Origin of the sequence: Romboutsia hominis (assembly GCF_900002575.1) — a bacterium.
GTDB classification, from domain to species: Bacteria; Bacillota; Clostridia; order Peptostreptococcales; family Peptostreptococcaceae; genus Romboutsia_C; species Romboutsia_C hominis.
In genome coordinates, this window is the sequence record NZ_LN650648.1 from 394,246 (window position 1) to 410,354 (window position 16,109).

Consider the following 16,109-nt stretch of genomic DNA (forward strand, 5'->3'; position numbering starts at 1 on the left):
AAATAGAAGTCATGATATTATTTACATAGAAGGAGAAAAACTATGGGAAAAATAAAGAAAACTATGGATGGAAATGCAGCAGCAGCATATGTATCATATGCTTATACTGAGGTAGCTGCAATATTTCCAATAACACCATCATCAAATATGGCAGAATCAGTGGATGATTGGTCAGCTAAAGGTTTAAAAAATATATTTAATCAAAAAGTAAATGTTGTTGAAATGCAATCTGAGGCAGGAGCAGCAGGAGTATTTCATGGATCACTACAATCAGGAGCATTAACTACTACTTATACAGCATCACAAGGATTGCTTCTTATGATACCTAATATGTATAAAGTATCAGGAGAGTTGCTTCCAGGAGTATTCCATGTAAGTGCTCGTGCCTTAGCAGCCCAAGCATTATCAATATTTGGTGATCATCAAGATGTTATGGCAGCACGCCAAACTGGATGTGTAATGTTAGCATCAGGGTCAGTTCAAGAGGTAGCAGACTTAGCACCCGTAGCTCATTTAGCAGCAATAAAAGGAAGACTTCCTTTTATACATTTCTTTGATGGATTTAGAACATCACATGAAATACAAAAAATAGAAGTACTTGAGTACTCAGACTATGCAAACTTACTAGACAAAAAGGCATTGCAAGAATTTAGGAATAGAGCTTTATCTCCAAATCATCCTGTAGCTCGTGGTACAGCTCAAAATCCTGATATATATTTCCAAACAAGAGAAGCAAGTAATAAGTATTATGAAGAAATAGTTCCGATAGTAGAAAATTATATGAATAAAATTGGCGAATTAACAGGTAGACAATATGGATTATTTAACTACTACGGAGCAGAAGATGCAAAAGAAATATTAATAGCAATAGGTTCAGTAACTGAGGCTATTGAAGAAACTATAGATGAATTAAATGCAAAAGGCGAGAAATATGGACTGGTAAAAGTTCATTTATTTAGACCATTTAGTAAGGAACATTTATTAAAAGTAATTCCAAAGAGTGTTAACAAAATATGTGTACTAGATAGAACTAAAGAACCAGGTGCAATAGGAGAACCTCTGTATCTAGATGTACGTGCTGTATATTATGGACAAGAAAATGCTCCTATGATTATAGGTGGTAGATATGGACTTGGATCAAAGGATGTAACACCAACAGATATAAAAGCTATATTTGATAACTTAGTATGTGACAATCCAAAAGATCAATTTACAGTAGGAATAGTTGATGATGTAACTCATAAATCTTTAGAAGTTAAAGAAGAACTTAAAGTAGTAAAACAAGGAACTATAAATTGTAAGTTCTGGGGACTTGGATCAGATGGTACAGTTGGAGCAAATAAACAAGCTATAAAGATAATAGGAGATAATACAGATAAGTATGTTCAAGCATACTTTGCATATGATTCTAAAAAATCTGGTGGGGTAACTATGTCTCACTTAAGATTTGGAGATGAACCAATAAGATCTACTTATTTAATAGATAGTGCAGATTATATAGCTTGTCATAATCAATCATATGTAACTCAATATGATTTATTAAAAGGATTAAAATCAAATGGTACATTTGTATTAAATACAATATGGGATGAAAAAGAATTAGAAGAGCATTTACCAGCAAAGATGAAAAATTACTTAGCTAAAAATAATATAGACTTCTACACAGTCAATGCTACTAAAATAGCACAAGAAATTGGTCTTGGAAATAGAATAAATATGATAATGCAATCAGCATTCTTTAAATTAGCAAATATAATACCTGAAGAAGAGGCAACTAAATATTTAAAATCATCAATAAGTAATGCTTATGGTAAAAAGGGTGAAAAAGTTGTTAATATGAACTATGAAGCAGTAGAGCAAGGTAAGAGTGCTCTAGTAAAGATAAATATACCAGATTCATGGGCAAATGCAACAGATAGTGAAGAACATCATGAAAATGAGCCAGAATTTATAAGAGAAATATTAAGACCTATGAATGCCCAAGAAGGAGATTCTTTACCTGTAAGTGCATTTAATGGAATAGAAGATGGTACATTCCCAGCAGGAACCGCAGCTTATGAAAAACGTGGTATAGGAATTAATGTTCCAGAATGGATACTAGAAAACTGTATTCAATGTAATCAATGTTCATATATATGCCCTCATTCAACTATAAGACCATTCTTATTAAATGAAGAAGAAGTAAATAATGCACCTGAAACTTTCAGAACTAAAAAAGCTGTTGGAAAAGCATTTGGTGGTTTACAATATAGAATGCAAGTAGATACTATGGACTGTACAGGTTGTGGAAACTGTGCAGATATATGCCCAGCTAAAGACAAAGCATTAGTGATGAAACCTCTAGATACTCAGATAGATGCAGAAATACCAAACTGGGATTATGCAGTATCTAAAGTATCATATAAAGGAGATCTAGTTACTGCAAATAATGTAAAAGACTCTCAATTTAGAACTCCACTTATTGAGTTCTCAGGAGCTTGTGCAGGATGTGGAGAAACTGCTTATATAAAACTTGTAACACAATTATATGGAGATAGAATGATGATAGCAAATGCTACAGGATGTTCATCAATTTGGGGTGGTTCAGCACCTTCAATTCCATACACTGTAAATCATGAAGGAAAAGGTCCTGCATGGGCTAACTCATTATTTGAAGATAATGCAGAGTTTGGATATGGTATGTATTTAGGTGTAAAACAAATTAGATTAAAGTTACGTGACTTAATGGAAGAGTTAGTGGCTAGTGAAGAATCTAATGAGTATAAAGATGTATTTGAAAATTGGATAAATACTATGAATGATGGAGAAGCATCTAAAGAGGCTAGTAAAAAGGTTATAGAAGTTATAGAAAACAAATCATTTAGTGGAAAAGCTAAAGAATTAGTAGATGAAATTAAAGCTAGAAAAGATTATTTAGTTAAAAGATCTCAATGGATAGTAGGTGGAGATGGCTGGGCATATGATATTGATTATGGTGGACTTGATCATGTACTAGCATCAGGAGAAGATGTAAATGTATTAGTATTTGATACTGAGATATATTCAAATACAGGAGGACAAGCATCAAAGTCTACTCCATTATCAGCTATGGCTAAATTTGCTGCATCAGGTAAGAGATCTAAGAAAAAAGATTTAGGTATGATGGCTATGAGTTATGGAAATGTATATGTAGCACAAGTATCTATGGGTGCAGATAAAAATCAACTTATTAAAGCAGTAATGGAAGCTGAAAAATATGATGGGCCTTCATTAATAATAGCATATGCACCTTGTATATCTCACGGATTAAAAGAAGGTATGGGAAGAAGCGTTCATAATGAAGCAGAAGCAGTTGCTAGTGGATATTGGCATTTATATAGATACAACCCAGAACTTAAGAAAGAAAATAAAAATCCATTTAACTTAGATTCAAAAGAACCAAAAGGAAATGTAAGAGACTTTATAATGGGTCAAGTAAGATATTCTGCAATAGCTAAGCAATTCCCAGATGTAGCAGAGGAATTATTTACACAACTAGAAGAAAATATACAAGAAAGATATGAAACATATAAGAGACTAGCAGGGAAATAAATAAAGAGTGCGTACTTTTAAGTACGCACTTTTTATATCAAAATTAAACAAAGTTTAATAATAGTAAAAAAAGTGGTATCATTATATAATAGCTTAAATTAAAAAATTTATTAGAAAAATAAATTGTAATAATAAAATTTAGAAATGAGGATCTAATATGGCTAAAACAACAAAAAAAGCAGCTATTATCTTAATGATTATAATATTAACATCAAAAGTGACAGGTTTTTTAAGGGATATAGTACTAGCGAGGACATTTGGCGCAGGTCATATAACAGACGCATATCTTACAGCACTTAATATACCGGTAGTACTATTTGATGGTATAAGTGCATCTCTTGGAACAACATTTATACCAATGTTTTTTAGTATAAGAGAGAAAAAGGGAATAGATGAAGTATATAAGTTTACAAGTAATGTATTAAACATAGCAACTGTAATAAGTATGATATTAATCGTAATAGGAATATTATTTGCTCCATATATAGTTAAGATATTTGCTATGGGATTTAAAGGAGAGGTGTTAGATTTAACTATATCTTATTCTAGAATATTAATTTTTTCTATGATATTTATAGCTATAAATGGTTTAATAACATCTTTTTTAGTTGCATCAGGAGATGTTCATATATCAGGTTTAATAACGATACCATTTAATATATTTGTAATGATAGCAATAGCTTTAGGTTCAATAACAAATTCATATTTTATGGTATATGGTACTTTATTTGCATATATATCACAGCTTTTATTTCAGATACCATTTTTATTTAAACATGGATATAAGTATAAATTTATTATAGATTTAAAGGACGAAAATATAATAAAGATATTATATCTTATATTGCCAGTATTTCTAGGTTCTTATGTTAACCAAATAAATACAGTTGTTAATAGAACTTTAGCATCTACACTAGATTCTGGGAGTATAACAGCTCTAAACTATGCAAATAAGCTAAATATGTTTGCAGTAGGTATTATAGTAATATCTTTATCTACTGTAATGTATCCAATACTATCTAAATTAGCTAGTGAAAAAAAAATAAAAGCTTTTAAATATAACGTATCAAAATCTTTAAATATAACACTGATAGCTATGATGCCTATAATGGTTATAGTAATGGGATTATCAACACCTATAGTAACTTTGTTATTTAAACATGGATCATTTAACTCAAAAGCTACTGAATTAACATCAACAGCACTACTTTATTACTCTATGGGGATAGTTGCGTATGGATTAAGAGAGATACTTTCTAAATCATTTTATTCACTACAAGATACAAAAACCCCAGTAAAAAATGCAACTGTATCCGTTATAATAAATGTAATATTATCTATTGTCCTAGTTAAATATATGGGTATAGGTGGTCTTGCTTTAGCTAGTTCTATATCTGCTATAGCAACGTCTGTATTATTATTTATATCTCTTAGAAAAAAGATAGGAAGAATAGGTATGAAAAATACAATAATAACTTTTATAAAAGTAGCGATAGCATCAATTATTATGGGATTAATAATAAAATTTTCATACTATGAGATAGTTAATCTAGGAATGAATATTTTTGAAAAACAAAAACAACTTATAGCCATATCTTGTATAGGGTCTACATTAATTGGGTTAATTATATATATAATATTAACATTAATTTTTAATATAAGAGAATCAAAAGAAGTAGCGTATATGATTAAATCAAAGTTTAGACAAATTATTTATAAAAGATAGATCTATAAAGGAAATTCAAGATTTATGTAGAATACTAAAAGTATTAGAAAATAAGGGGGATAGACATGAGAGAAGAGGTAGAAAAAGCATTAGTGAAAGTTAGACCAATTCTTCAAAGAGATGGTGGAGATGTAGAACTAATAGACGTTAATGACCAAGGAGTTGTATTAGTGAAGTTACAAGGAGCATGTAAAGGATGCCCAGGAGCAACAATGACATTAAAGGCTATTATTGAAAATTTACTTGTTAAGGAAGTTAAAGGTGTAACTCAAGTTATAGGAATATAAAAAAGAAAAGTGCATTTGGCACTTTTCTTTTTTTGCAAAGAGTATTAATTTATCCGTAAAATAGGCACCGATATATTTGAGAGATGTTTTGAAACATATATAAAGTAGAAAAATGATGTACAATATAGTATAATTTTGTAGGAATGATTTTTAAATAAGGGGAAAATAATGAAAAATAAATATATTGCAGGAATGATTTTATTTATAACTATATTAATATTAGGGGATGGATATAAAGTATATGGTTATGATGTACACTTTACAAAAATAAGCAATAAAGATGGCTTGTCTCAGTCAACAGCAGAAGTTATTATTCAAGATCAAAAAGGATACATGTGGATAGGTACTAATGATGGTCTTAACAAATATAATGGGTATGATTTTAAGATATATAGACATAATCAAAGGTCAAAAAGCAGTATAGCAAACAATTACATAGTAAGCCTTCAAGAAGATAGTAATGGAGATATATGGGTAGGAACAGCTAATGGGCTTAGTAAAATAGATATTAATACAGATAAGATAACTAACTATTTTAATGACAAAGAAAGTGGAAATTTATCTCACAATAACATAGGAGATATTCTTATGACTAAAGATGGAGATATAATAGTAGGAACATCAGATGGACTTAATCTATATAATTCTGAAGAAGATAAGTTTGAGCGAATTTTAGGAGGAAAAGAAGATTTAAGTAGCCAATATATACGTGAATTAGAAGAAGATGAGTATGGGAATATATGGATAGGAACAAAAAGTGGAGTAGATAAATTAAATACAAAGAATAAAAAAGTATATAAATATAGTATAGGTGAAGATGTAAATAAAACAATAAAAGATGACATATATGCTTTATTATATGATGATGGGTATATGTGGGTTGGAACTTTTAAAAACGGATTAAATAAAATTAATATAGAAACTAATGAGATAAAAAAATATACACATGATCAGAATAATAGCAAATCCATACCAAGTAACTTTATAAGAGAAGTGTATAAGGATAGCAATGATACATTATGGGTAGGAACAGATAGGGGACTTGCAAAAATAAATGAAGGTAAAGAATTTATTACATATAAAAATGAAAGTACCAACTATAATTCAGTATCTCAGGACAACGTTTTTGATATAATTGAAGATAAAAGTGGACTTATATGGGTTGGAACATATTCGGGCATAAGCATATTTGACCCTAAAAATAAGATAATTCATTATAAAAATAATCCTAATGACAAGAACTCATTAAGTGAAAATATAGTTCATGGTATATATGAAGATGAAGATGAATTATTATGGGTTGGTACAAACTCTAAAGGGATAAACATAATTAATAGAAAAAATGGAGATGTAAGTCATTTAAATAGAGAAAATACAAACTATACACTTAGTGATAATTCTATAAATGATATAACTGGAAAAGAAGACAAAATATATATAGGAACTAGAAGTGGTTTAAATATAATAGATAAGAATGATAATAGTATAATTGTATACGACAAATCCAATGGGCTAAAAGAAGATGATATAAGAACTGTATTTATAGACAGTAAAGATAACTTATGGGTGGGAACTCCAAATGGGATAAGTATAATAAACTTTAAGACTAATGATATAATCAATTTAGATGAAGTTCTAGAAAAGTCAGGAATAGAGTCTTTATTTGCTAAAGTTATATATGAAGATAAAAGTGGTGTATACTGGATAGGGTGTTTTATAGACAATGGTCTTATAAGTATAGATCCTAAATCAAAAGAAATAAAAAACTATAAATATGATAAAAATGATGAAAGTTCTATAAGTTCAAATACTATAAGAGATATAAATGAAGATATATATGGAGATTTATGGATAGGGACTAGTTATGGTTTAAATAAGCTAGATAAAGAAACGGGTAAATTTACTACTTATACAACCGAAGAGGGACTTTCAAATGATATCGTATATGGGATTTTAAATGATTATAAGGGAAATTTATGGTTAAGTACTAATTCAGGTTTATCAAGACTAAATATAAAGACAAAAAAAATTGAGAATTTTGGCATAACAGATGGATTACAAGGTGGAGAGTTTAATGGAAATGCTTTATATAAAAATAAGAAAGAAGAGTTAATATTTGGAGGAATAAATGGACTAAATATATTCCATCCATCTGATATAAATACTGAAAAATACACGCCTAAAGTTATGTTTGATAACTTTGAGATAAATGGCAAAAAATATAATGATATAAATAACATGGAATTTGAGCATGATGAAAATTTCATAAATATAACTTTGTTTTTACCTGATTATAGAAACACTAAGAATATACAGTATTATTATATGCTAGAAGGGACTAAAGAAGGATGGCGTAAAGTTGAATCTAATGATATAAATTATAGCAATTTAGATCCAGGAAATTACACATTAAGGGTAAAAGCAAGGAGCTATAATGGAACGATAACTAGTGAAAATCAAGTTAAGTTTAATATAAAACCCCCATTTTATAAAAGTAACTTAGCAATTTTTATATATATAATAATATTTGTATTTATAATTTATTATAATGTAAATCGAGTGAACCGCTTAGATAATATGGTAAAGAAGAGAACAGCTCAATTAAGAAAAGAGATGCAAAAAAGTAATGAGCTTTTAAATAAAGTAATAGACCTAGAAAGAAGAAAAAATAATTACTTTATAAATTTATCTCATGAACTACGAACGCCTCTTAATGTAATTTATACAACTGAACAACTTATAACAGAATTTAATAAATCTCAAGGTGGTATAGAACGAGAAAAATTATCTCAATATATGATGGTAATGGATAGAAATACCAAAAGATTATTAAGGCTAATAAATAATCTAATTGACACCACAAAGATAGAATATGGCAAATATAAATTAGACCTAAAAGAAAATGACATTGTATATGTGGTTGAAGAAGCCACATTATCATTAAAAGAGTATGTAGAAAACAATGGTATAGAGTTAATAATTGACCCAGAGGTTGAGGAAAAATATATCGTATGTGATGCTAGTGAAATTGAGAGATGTATAGTTAATTTAGTGGGAAATGCTGCTAAATTTACACCGAGGGGTGGAAAAATTATAATAACTATAAAAGAAGATAATGACAATGTAATAATTACTGTAGAAGATACAGGTATAGGTATAGATAATAAATACCATGAATCCATATTTAATAGATTTAATCAAGTTGTAGATGCAAACTCAGAAGTAAAAGGTGGAAGTGGATTGGGACTTACTATAACAAAACAGATAGTTGAACTTCACAATGGTAAGATATACTTAGAAAGTGAAATAAACAAGGGTACTAAGTTTACTATTATCTTATAAAATATAAAAAGAACGTTGTATTAATACAACGTTCTTTTTATATTTTATATCTACTAATGCATCATTCCGATAAACATTCCAATAAAGTAAGGTATAAGCCATATAGACCAAACCACTATACTAAATTTATGGAATACTTTCTTTTGGTTTTCATTATTTTTATATAATACATAAGTTGCCCAAAAAGCATGAAATAGCATAAGAACTATAGCAAGTAAACCTGTTATCCCATGTATACTCTCTGCAACAGGAGAGATAGATAAATTTCCGCTAGAAGCTATACTAGTCATTGTAGTTGTACCTAATGTATCACATACAAGGCCTAACCAAAATATTATAACATGTTTTTTAGTTAAGGTATTAGCTCTTCTTTCGCTAAAAACACCTACAGTGTAAAATATAAGTGCGAATGTAATGAATGTAATAGCCATTATCAGTTTAGTACTCATAGTTGTCACTCCTTAATTTTAGATAAAATATTTTCTAAGTTTAGTTTAAGATCGTGTAAATCTTCATTATTACAATTTCTAAAAGTATTATCAAAACTTTTTTGAATCTTAGATCGAAACTCAAAAGCAAAAGACTTTCCTTTATCAGTAAATTTTAGATAAGTATTTCGTTTATCAGTTTCCTTTTTAAATTTCTCCAAATATCCACTCTGTTCAAGTCTAGTAACTATACCTGAAACAGTACCTTTTGCTAAAGACATTTTTTTGCAAAGATCAGATATTGTTAAATCATCATTGTGAGCAATAATTTTAATTACTATAATTTGTTGATAAGTCAAACTTTCTTCTTCAAAATTGTCTTCTATAGAATACATTGTCTTAGAGTAGAGCTCTTTTAATAGCAAGGTTATTTTAAAACAGTCATATTTTGAATTCAAAAAATCACCTCTATAATTTATTACCCAAAAAGTTTTTATGCAAACAATTAAAAGTTAAAAAGTGAATAATTTATATATAAACTAATTTCAAAAAGATATATAGACAAAGAAAAATAACATATAATAATTAATAAAATATTTTTTTAATAAGGAGGATTAAAGTGATAGGCGCAGTAAATACATATAGAGGAAGCCTAGTTGAGTGTAGCCATAATGTTCATATAGCTGTAGTCGATAGTAATAATAAGTTACTAAAGTATTATTCAAATCCAGAGAAAATTATATATGCAAGATCTAGTGTAAAACCAATACAGGTAATACAGGTTTTAGAGAGTGGAGCTTGTGAAAAATATAATATAAGTGATAAAGAAATAGCATTAATGTGCTCTTCTCACTCTAGTGAAGATTACCATGTAGAGGGGATAAATAGTATATTAAAAAAATCAAATCTTAGTGAAGATAATTTAAAGTGTGGAACTAAGGTACCATTTAACTTAGATGTATACAAGAATTTAATTAGGTCAGGAAAAGATATAACTAAAAAACATCACAGTTGTTCTGGAAAGCATTGTGGGATGTTGATTAGTGCTAAGGCTAATAAGGAAAATTTAGATGATTACTTAGAATTGAAACATCCGGTTCAGCAAAGAATATTAAATAATATGTCTAAGATATGTGGATGTGATAAGAAAGATATTTTAATTGGAATAGACGGATGTGGTGCTCCAACACATGCACTTAAATTAAAAAACTTAGCATATGGATTTGCACAAATGGCTAATCCAACAAATATATATGTAAAATCTGAATACATAAATAGAATAACTAAAGCTATGATTAGTTATCCCGAGATGGTAGGAGGAAGTGATAGATTTTGTACAGAATTAATGAAGGCATGCAAAGGAAGAATATTTGGGAAAATGGGATCTGAGGGTGTATATTTATTAGGAGATAAAAAAAATGGAATAGGTATAGCTGTTAAGACAGAAGATGGAAGTGATATATCCACCAACTGTGCAGTGGTAGAAACTTTAGATCAATTAGGTTTAATATCTAAAGAGGAAAAAGAAAAATTATCTAAGTTTCATAATCCAAAATTAAAAAATGCTAGAGGAAAAATTATTGGAGAAACAAAATCAGAGTTTAAACTTAGGTAATTTGTGGTAAGAATATAATATATTAAATTAATCAAAATAGAGATATATATATTTACAATAATAGGTATAATAAAAGTAAGATAAAATAAAGTATTTACAAATGTTTATATGGTAATTATAATTAAGAGATGCAAAATTTAACAACGAGGTGGCTGGACATGAAAAAGTTAGGAAACGTATTACATGGTTTAAAAGAAGAATTAACAGGATTAGCAGGGGTTATGTTAGCTTCAGAAAGAATGAATACACAAAGATGTATAGGAAAAGATTTAGATACAACTAAGACTATAATAGACCAAGATGTAGAAAAAGAAGAATTAACACAGGAAGAGTTAAATAAGTTAGGAAAAGAAATATCTACAATAGCGAAAGAAATAAAAGGGATATCAGGAGTTATGTTAACATCAGAGAGAATAAATACTCAAAGATGTATAGGAAAAGATTTAGATACAACTAAAACTATAATAGATCAAAGTGTTGATAAAGAAGAGTTTACAGAAGAAGAAATAAGCAATTTAGTAGAAGAAGCTAAGAATATGGTAGATACTATGTTAGTATCAGAAAGAATAAATAGTCAAAGATGTATAGGAAAAGATCTAGATACAACTAAAACTATAATAGATCCAAAAGAAGCCAAAAAAGAAATTGACAAAGAAGAAATAGGTAAAAAAGAAATAGAAAAATTAGTACATGAATTAAAAGGTTTATTAGCAGAAATGCTAGTATCAGAAAGAATAAACAGTCAAAGATGTATAGGAAAAGACTTAGACACAACTAAAACTATAATAGATAATAATAAAAAATAATTAAAACACCTACATTAATGTAGGTGTTTTTGATAATATAAAGATGTTATAAAAATTAATTTAGGGAGAAGTATATTATGAAAAAATTTAGCATCTTTATGATAATAGTATGTTTAATAGCTATTAGTATTTTAGGGTGTACAAGTAATGAAAATAATAAAAAACAAATCAGTGTTTCGGTAGCAGCAAGCTTAAAAGAGGCAATTTTAGAATTAAAAAAAGAATATGAACTTAAAAATAATAATGTCGAATTAGTCATAAATTATGGTTCATCAGGAACTCTAAAGCAACAAATTGAACAAGGAGCTCCTTGTGATTTATTTATCTCAGCAGGGAAAAAACAAGTAGATGAGTTAAATAAAAAAGGTATATTAAATAAGGAAAGTGTAAGAAATTTAGCAAAAAATAAGTTGGTTTTAGTTAGTAGCAATAATTCCAAAAATTATAGTATAGACGATCTTATGAGTGAAAAAGTTAAACATATAGGAATAGGGCATCCTGAAAGTGTACCAGCAGGAGAATATGCATATGAAACTTTAAAAAATTTAAACTTAGAGGAAAAAGTAAAAGATAAGTTAGTTTATGCTAAAGATGTAAAAGAAGTACTAGCGTGGGCTCAAGTAGAAAATGTGGATGTAGGATTTGTATATTCAACGGATGCAGTAAATAATAATAAAATTAATATTATAAAGGAAATAGATGATAAATACCATTCACCTATAATATACCCAATGGCAATAATAAAGGATAGCAAAAATATAGAAGAAGCTAAAGATTTCCAAAAATTTTTATTTAGCAAAGAGGGACAAGATATATTAAAAAAATATGGGTATAAGGAAATATAACTATAAAATAGGGGGAATTACATATAATATGAATTTTGATTTGACACCATTAATTATATCTATAAAAACATCTCTAATTGCAACTATTATAACAAGTATAATAGGAATTTTAATAGCATATCTTATGATGAATTATAAAGGAAAATTTAGAACCTTAATCGAAATAATCTTAACCCTTCCTTTAATACTCCCTCCAACAGTAGTTGGATTTTGTTTATTACTTATATTTGGTAAAAATGGGATAATAGGAAATATATTAATATCAATGAATAAAAATATAATATTTACTTGGTGGGCTACTGTAATCTCAGCAGTAGCAGTATCTTTACCAATTATGTACAGAAGTTTAAGATCGTCATTTGAACAAATTGATGAAAATATAATACTATCAGCAAGGACTTTAGGTCTTAGTGAGTGGAATATATTCAAAAAAATAATATTACCGCTATCAACACCTGGTGTGATAGGAGGTATAGCATTATCATTTGCAAGAGCAATAGGTGAGTTTGGAGCTACATTGATGATAGCCGGAAATATACCTGGAAAAACACAAACAATACCAATAGCTATATTTTTTGAGGTTGAAAGTGGAAATATGGCTATGGCTAGCTTTTGGGTTATGGTAATAATACTAATGTCACTAGGTATAATGTTAATACTTAATTATTGGTCTAACAAACAATTAAAAATAGTAGGAAAGAGGAAATAATAATGTCTCTATATATTGATATAGAAAAAAGGGTTGGAGAAAAGATATTAAAAGTGAAAATAAATCAAGAATGTAAAAAACTAGTTTTTTTGGGACAGTCAGGCTCTGGTAAGAGTATGACATTAAAATGTATTGCAGGTCTTGAAACGCCAGATAAAGGTAAAATTATATTAAATAATAAGGTATTATTTGATTCGGATGAAAAAGTTAACTTACCTCCTCAGGATAGAAAAGTTGGATTTTTATTTCAAAATTATGGACTATTCCCTCATATGACTGTAAAGAAAAATATAGAGATTGGAATAAGTAATTTACGAAAAAAAGATATAGAAGAATTATCTCAAAGGTATATAAATAAATTAAAGCTTAATGGATTAGAAAATAGGTACCCTTATGAATTGTCAGGGGGACAAGCACAGAGGGTAGCATTAGCTAGGGTTTTAGTTACAGAACCGGAAGTATTGTTACTAGATGAGCCATTTTCTGCGCTAGATTACCACTTAAGAAAAAACATAGGATTAGAAATAAATGAAATATTAAATGAATACAACAAAAATTCAATAATTGTTACTCATGATATAGAAGAAGCATATAGAATGTGTGAAGACATAGTAGTGTATGAAGATTTAGAGGCTAAGGTTAAAAGAAATAGACATGATCTATTCAATAATCCAAGCACAGTTTTAGAAGCTAAAATAACTGGATGTAAAAACATATCAAGGGTTAAGGTTTTGGAGGATAATACCATATATGCTATAGATTGGGATTTAATAATAGAGGATATAAATGCTAAAAAATTTAAGTACATAGGTATAAGAGAAAATAATATAAGCATAGATAAGGTAGAGGATTCAATAAGTAAAGAATTTGTAGTAGAAAATGTAATAGAAAACCCAGAAACGATAAGTGTCTTTTTAAGAAAAGATAAAAGTAAAAAAGCTATAGAAGTAAGATTAAAAAATAAGGATTTAAAGCTTGTAAGAGGAAATAGAGTTAGTATAAATATTAATAGAAATAAAATATATTATTTAAATTAGAGGAAAACTAGTAAATATTACAATATATTACAGAATTTATAATAAACATAGATATAAATTAAACAATGATATAATACAATTAATATATATTTATATTTAGGAGGGGGTCAATGAAACTAGTATGGTTAGTTGTAGCAATAATATTTGCTATAGCAGAAGCTATGACACCGAGCTTAACGTTAATTTGGTTTAGTTTAGCTGCTGTAATACTTATGTTTTTAAGTAGTTTTATAGAAAGTATAATAGTCCAAGTAATAATATTTGCTGTAATCTCAATAATTCTATTAATAATAGGTACTAGAAAGATAGTTAAAAAAGATAAAACATTTAAGTATAGTACAAATCTTAATGCTGTATTAAATAAAAAAGGCATGGTAACAAAAGATATAAAAGAAAATCAAATGGGATTAGTAGTAGTAGATAATGAAGAATGGAGTGCAATATCTATAGACAATAGTGAGATTTTAAAAGGTGAAGAAGTTATAGTGATGAAGATAGAGGGAGTTAAGTTAGTTGTAAGTAAACATGATGAAGTATCTATAATTAAATAAAAAGGTATATAAATTATTTAGGAGGATGTATTATGTTTGAAATGATAGGGAATTTAGTAATACCGATACTTATAATAGTAGTAGCAATTGTTATTGCTCTATCTTGTGTAAGAGTGGTAAAACAGTCTAGGGTAGGTATAATAATGAGGCTAGGCAAATTTAGAAAGGTAGCAGACACAGGTGTTCATTTCTTAGTTCCATTTTTAGATCAGATGAGTTATATAATTGATTTGAGAGAAAATGTTGTTGATTTTCCTCCTCAACCAGTTATAACAAAAGATAACGTAACTATGCAAATAGATACAGTTGTTTATTACAAAATAACAGATCCTGTAAGATATGTATTTGAAATAGCAGATGCTATTACAGCTATAGAAAACCTAACTGCTACAACTTTAAGAAACTTAATAGGTGAATTAGATTTAGATGAAACTTTAACGTCAAGAGATGTTATAAATACAAAGATGAGAGCTATATTAGACGAAGCTACTGATAAGTGGGGGATAAAAGTAAACAGGGTAGAGCTTAAAAATATAATGCCACCACATGATATACAAGTAGCAATGGAAAAGCAAATGAGAGCTGAGAGAGAAAGAAGAGAGGCAATACTTCAAGCAGAAGGTAATAAATCAGCTTCAATACTTCAAGCAGAAGGAGAAAAACAATCAGCGATACTTAGAGCAGAAGCTAAGAAAGAAGCCATGATAAGGGAAGCTGAAGGTTTGAAAGAATCCTCTATATTAAAAGCACAAGGGGAAGCAGAGGCTGTAAAAGAAATGGCTATAGCTAAGGCACAAGGAGAAGCTGAAGTTATTTTAAAGGTTCAAGAAGCAACAGCTAAAGGATTAAGAGAAGTATTATCAGCTATGAAGGAATCTGATGTGGATGAAAGAATACTAGCTTTAAAATCTATAGAAGCACTAGAAAAGGTTGCCCAAGGAAATGCAACTAAGTTAGTATTACCTTCTGATACAGTAAACTTCTTAGGAACTTTTAAAGGTATAAAAGAAGTCTTAAGTGATGGTAAAAATTAAATTTATTAATTAAGAATAAAAAAATACCGCTAGATGCATACTTGCATCAAGTGGTGTTTTTTTATTGCTTACAAATCATTTAATCCTAGTAAATTTTGTTACTTTGTATATAAAATAAATGGATTACTTAGAAAATAACATTGTCAAAAAAATAATTAA

Annotated in this window: 13 protein-coding genes; 11 read left to right on the forward strand and 2 right to left on the reverse strand. The window is 28.4% G+C overall.

Annotation, left to right across the window (positions count from 1 at the left end; translation table 11 throughout):
- Nucleotides 1-42 precede the first annotated feature (42 nt).
- From nifJ to FRIFI_RS01805, 4 genes are all read left to right on the forward strand, one after another.
- Complete coding sequence (gene nifJ / locus FRIFI_RS01790; protein WP_166504839.1) at nt 43-3,570, forward strand: pyruvate:ferredoxin (flavodoxin) oxidoreductase; 3,528 nt, start codon at nt 43-45, stop codon at nt 3,568-3,570.
- Between the two features lie 157 nt (nt 3,571-3,727).
- Entirely contained in the window at nt 3,728-5,296 is a 1,569-nt protein-coding gene (gene murJ, locus FRIFI_RS01795; RefSeq protein ID WP_166504840.1) for a murein biosynthesis integral membrane protein MurJ, read from the forward strand.
- A gap of 65 nt (nt 5,297-5,361) precedes the next feature.
- The gene (locus tag FRIFI_RS01800; protein ID WP_092923047.1) at nt 5,362-5,583 is read left to right on the forward strand and encodes a NifU family protein; all 222 of its coding nucleotides are present in this window, start codon (nt 5,362-5,364) and stop codon (nt 5,581-5,583) included.
- Nucleotides 5,584-5,751: 168 nt separating this feature from the next.
- Nucleotides 5,752-8,925: a ligand-binding sensor domain-containing protein gene (locus FRIFI_RS01805; RefSeq protein WP_240276170.1), complete on the forward strand. Its 3,174-nt coding sequence runs from the start codon at nt 5,752-5,754 to the stop codon at nt 8,923-8,925.
- Between the two features lie 53 nt (nt 8,926-8,978).
- Here FRIFI_RS01805 and FRIFI_RS01810 read toward each other — a convergent pair whose 3' ends face one another.
- Both FRIFI_RS01810 and FRIFI_RS01815 read right to left on the reverse strand, forming a co-directional pair.
- A complete protein-coding gene (locus FRIFI_RS01810; RefSeq protein ID WP_092923050.1) occupies nt 8,979-9,374 on the reverse strand; it encodes an HsmA family protein in 396 nt (131 codons plus the stop codon).
- A 5-nt stretch (nt 9,375-9,379) separates the two neighbouring features.
- On the reverse strand, nt 9,380-9,811 hold the full coding sequence (locus tag FRIFI_RS01815; RefSeq protein ID WP_240276169.1) for a MarR family winged helix-turn-helix transcriptional regulator: 432 nt from the start codon (nt 9,809-9,811) through the stop codon (nt 9,380-9,382).
- Between the two features lie 161 nt (nt 9,812-9,972).
- Between FRIFI_RS01815 and FRIFI_RS01820 the strand changes: the two genes are divergently transcribed.
- From FRIFI_RS01820 to FRIFI_RS01850, 7 genes are all read left to right on the forward strand, one after another.
- On the forward strand, nt 9,973-10,968 hold the full coding sequence (locus tag FRIFI_RS01820; RefSeq protein ID WP_202819466.1) for an asparaginase: 996 nt from the start codon (nt 9,973-9,975) through the stop codon (nt 10,966-10,968).
- A 158-nt stretch (nt 10,969-11,126) separates the two neighbouring features.
- Complete coding sequence (locus FRIFI_RS01825) at nt 11,127-11,774, forward strand: hypothetical protein (RefSeq protein WP_092923055.1); 648 nt, start codon at nt 11,127-11,129, stop codon at nt 11,772-11,774.
- Nucleotides 11,775-11,851: 77 nt separating this feature from the next.
- Entirely contained in the window at nt 11,852-12,619 is a 768-nt protein-coding gene (gene modA, locus FRIFI_RS01830; RefSeq protein ID WP_092923058.1) for a molybdate ABC transporter substrate-binding protein, read from the forward strand.
- 28 nt (nt 12,620-12,647) lie between these two features.
- Nucleotides 12,648-13,328, forward strand: coding sequence for a molybdate ABC transporter permease subunit (gene modB / locus FRIFI_RS01835; protein WP_092923293.1), 681 nt, complete (start codon nt 12,648-12,650; stop codon nt 13,326-13,328).
- A 2-nt stretch (nt 13,329-13,330) separates the two neighbouring features.
- Nucleotides 13,331-14,365: a sulfate/molybdate ABC transporter ATP-binding protein gene (locus FRIFI_RS01840; RefSeq protein ID WP_092923061.1), complete on the forward strand. Its 1,035-nt coding sequence runs from the start codon at nt 13,331-13,333 to the stop codon at nt 14,363-14,365.
- A 110-nt stretch (nt 14,366-14,475) separates the two neighbouring features.
- Nucleotides 14,476-14,916: an NfeD family protein gene (locus tag FRIFI_RS01845; RefSeq protein ID WP_166504841.1), complete on the forward strand. Its 441-nt coding sequence runs from the start codon at nt 14,476-14,478 to the stop codon at nt 14,914-14,916.
- Between the two features lie 41 nt (nt 14,917-14,957).
- Nucleotides 14,958-15,950 carry an SPFH domain-containing protein gene (locus tag FRIFI_RS01850; RefSeq protein ID WP_092923296.1) on the forward strand — a complete coding sequence of 331 codons (993 nt, stop codon included), beginning with the start codon at nt 14,958-14,960 and terminating at the stop codon, nt 15,948-15,950.
- The last annotated feature ends 159 nt before the right edge of the window (nt 15,951-16,109 follow it).

Excerpts from the sequence above, each read along its gene's own strand:
- nifJ (WP_166504839.1), top strand. The coding sequence starts at position 43 with ATGGGAAAAATAAAGAAAACTATGGATGGAAATGCAGCAGCAGCATAT.
- murJ (WP_166504840.1), top strand. The coding sequence starts at position 3,728 with ATGGCTAAAACAACAAAAAAAGCAGCTATTATCTTAATGATTATAATA.
- FRIFI_RS01800 (WP_092923047.1), top strand. The coding sequence starts at position 5,362 with ATGAGAGAAGAGGTAGAAAAAGCATTAGTGAAAGTTAGACCAATTCTT.
- FRIFI_RS01805 (WP_240276170.1), top strand. The coding sequence starts at position 5,752 with ATGAAAAATAAATATATTGCAGGAATGATTTTATTTATAACTATATTA.
- FRIFI_RS01810 (WP_092923050.1), bottom strand. The coding sequence starts at position 9,374 with ATGAGTACTAAACTGATAATGGCTATTACATTCATTACATTCGCACTT.
- FRIFI_RS01825 (WP_092923055.1), top strand. The coding sequence starts at position 11,127 with ATGAAAAAGTTAGGAAACGTATTACATGGTTTAAAAGAAGAATTAACA.
- modA (WP_092923058.1), top strand. The coding sequence starts at position 11,852 with ATGAAAAAATTTAGCATCTTTATGATAATAGTATGTTTAATAGCTATT.
- modB (WP_092923293.1), top strand. The coding sequence starts at position 12,648 with ATGAATTTTGATTTGACACCATTAATTATATCTATAAAAACATCTCTA.
- FRIFI_RS01840 (WP_092923061.1), top strand. The coding sequence starts at position 13,331 with ATGTCTCTATATATTGATATAGAAAAAAGGGTTGGAGAAAAGATATTA.
- FRIFI_RS01845 (WP_166504841.1), top strand. The coding sequence starts at position 14,476 with ATGAAACTAGTATGGTTAGTTGTAGCAATAATATTTGCTATAGCAGAA.
- FRIFI_RS01850 (WP_092923296.1), top strand. The coding sequence starts at position 14,958 with ATGATAGGGAATTTAGTAATACCGATACTTATAATAGTAGTAGCAATT.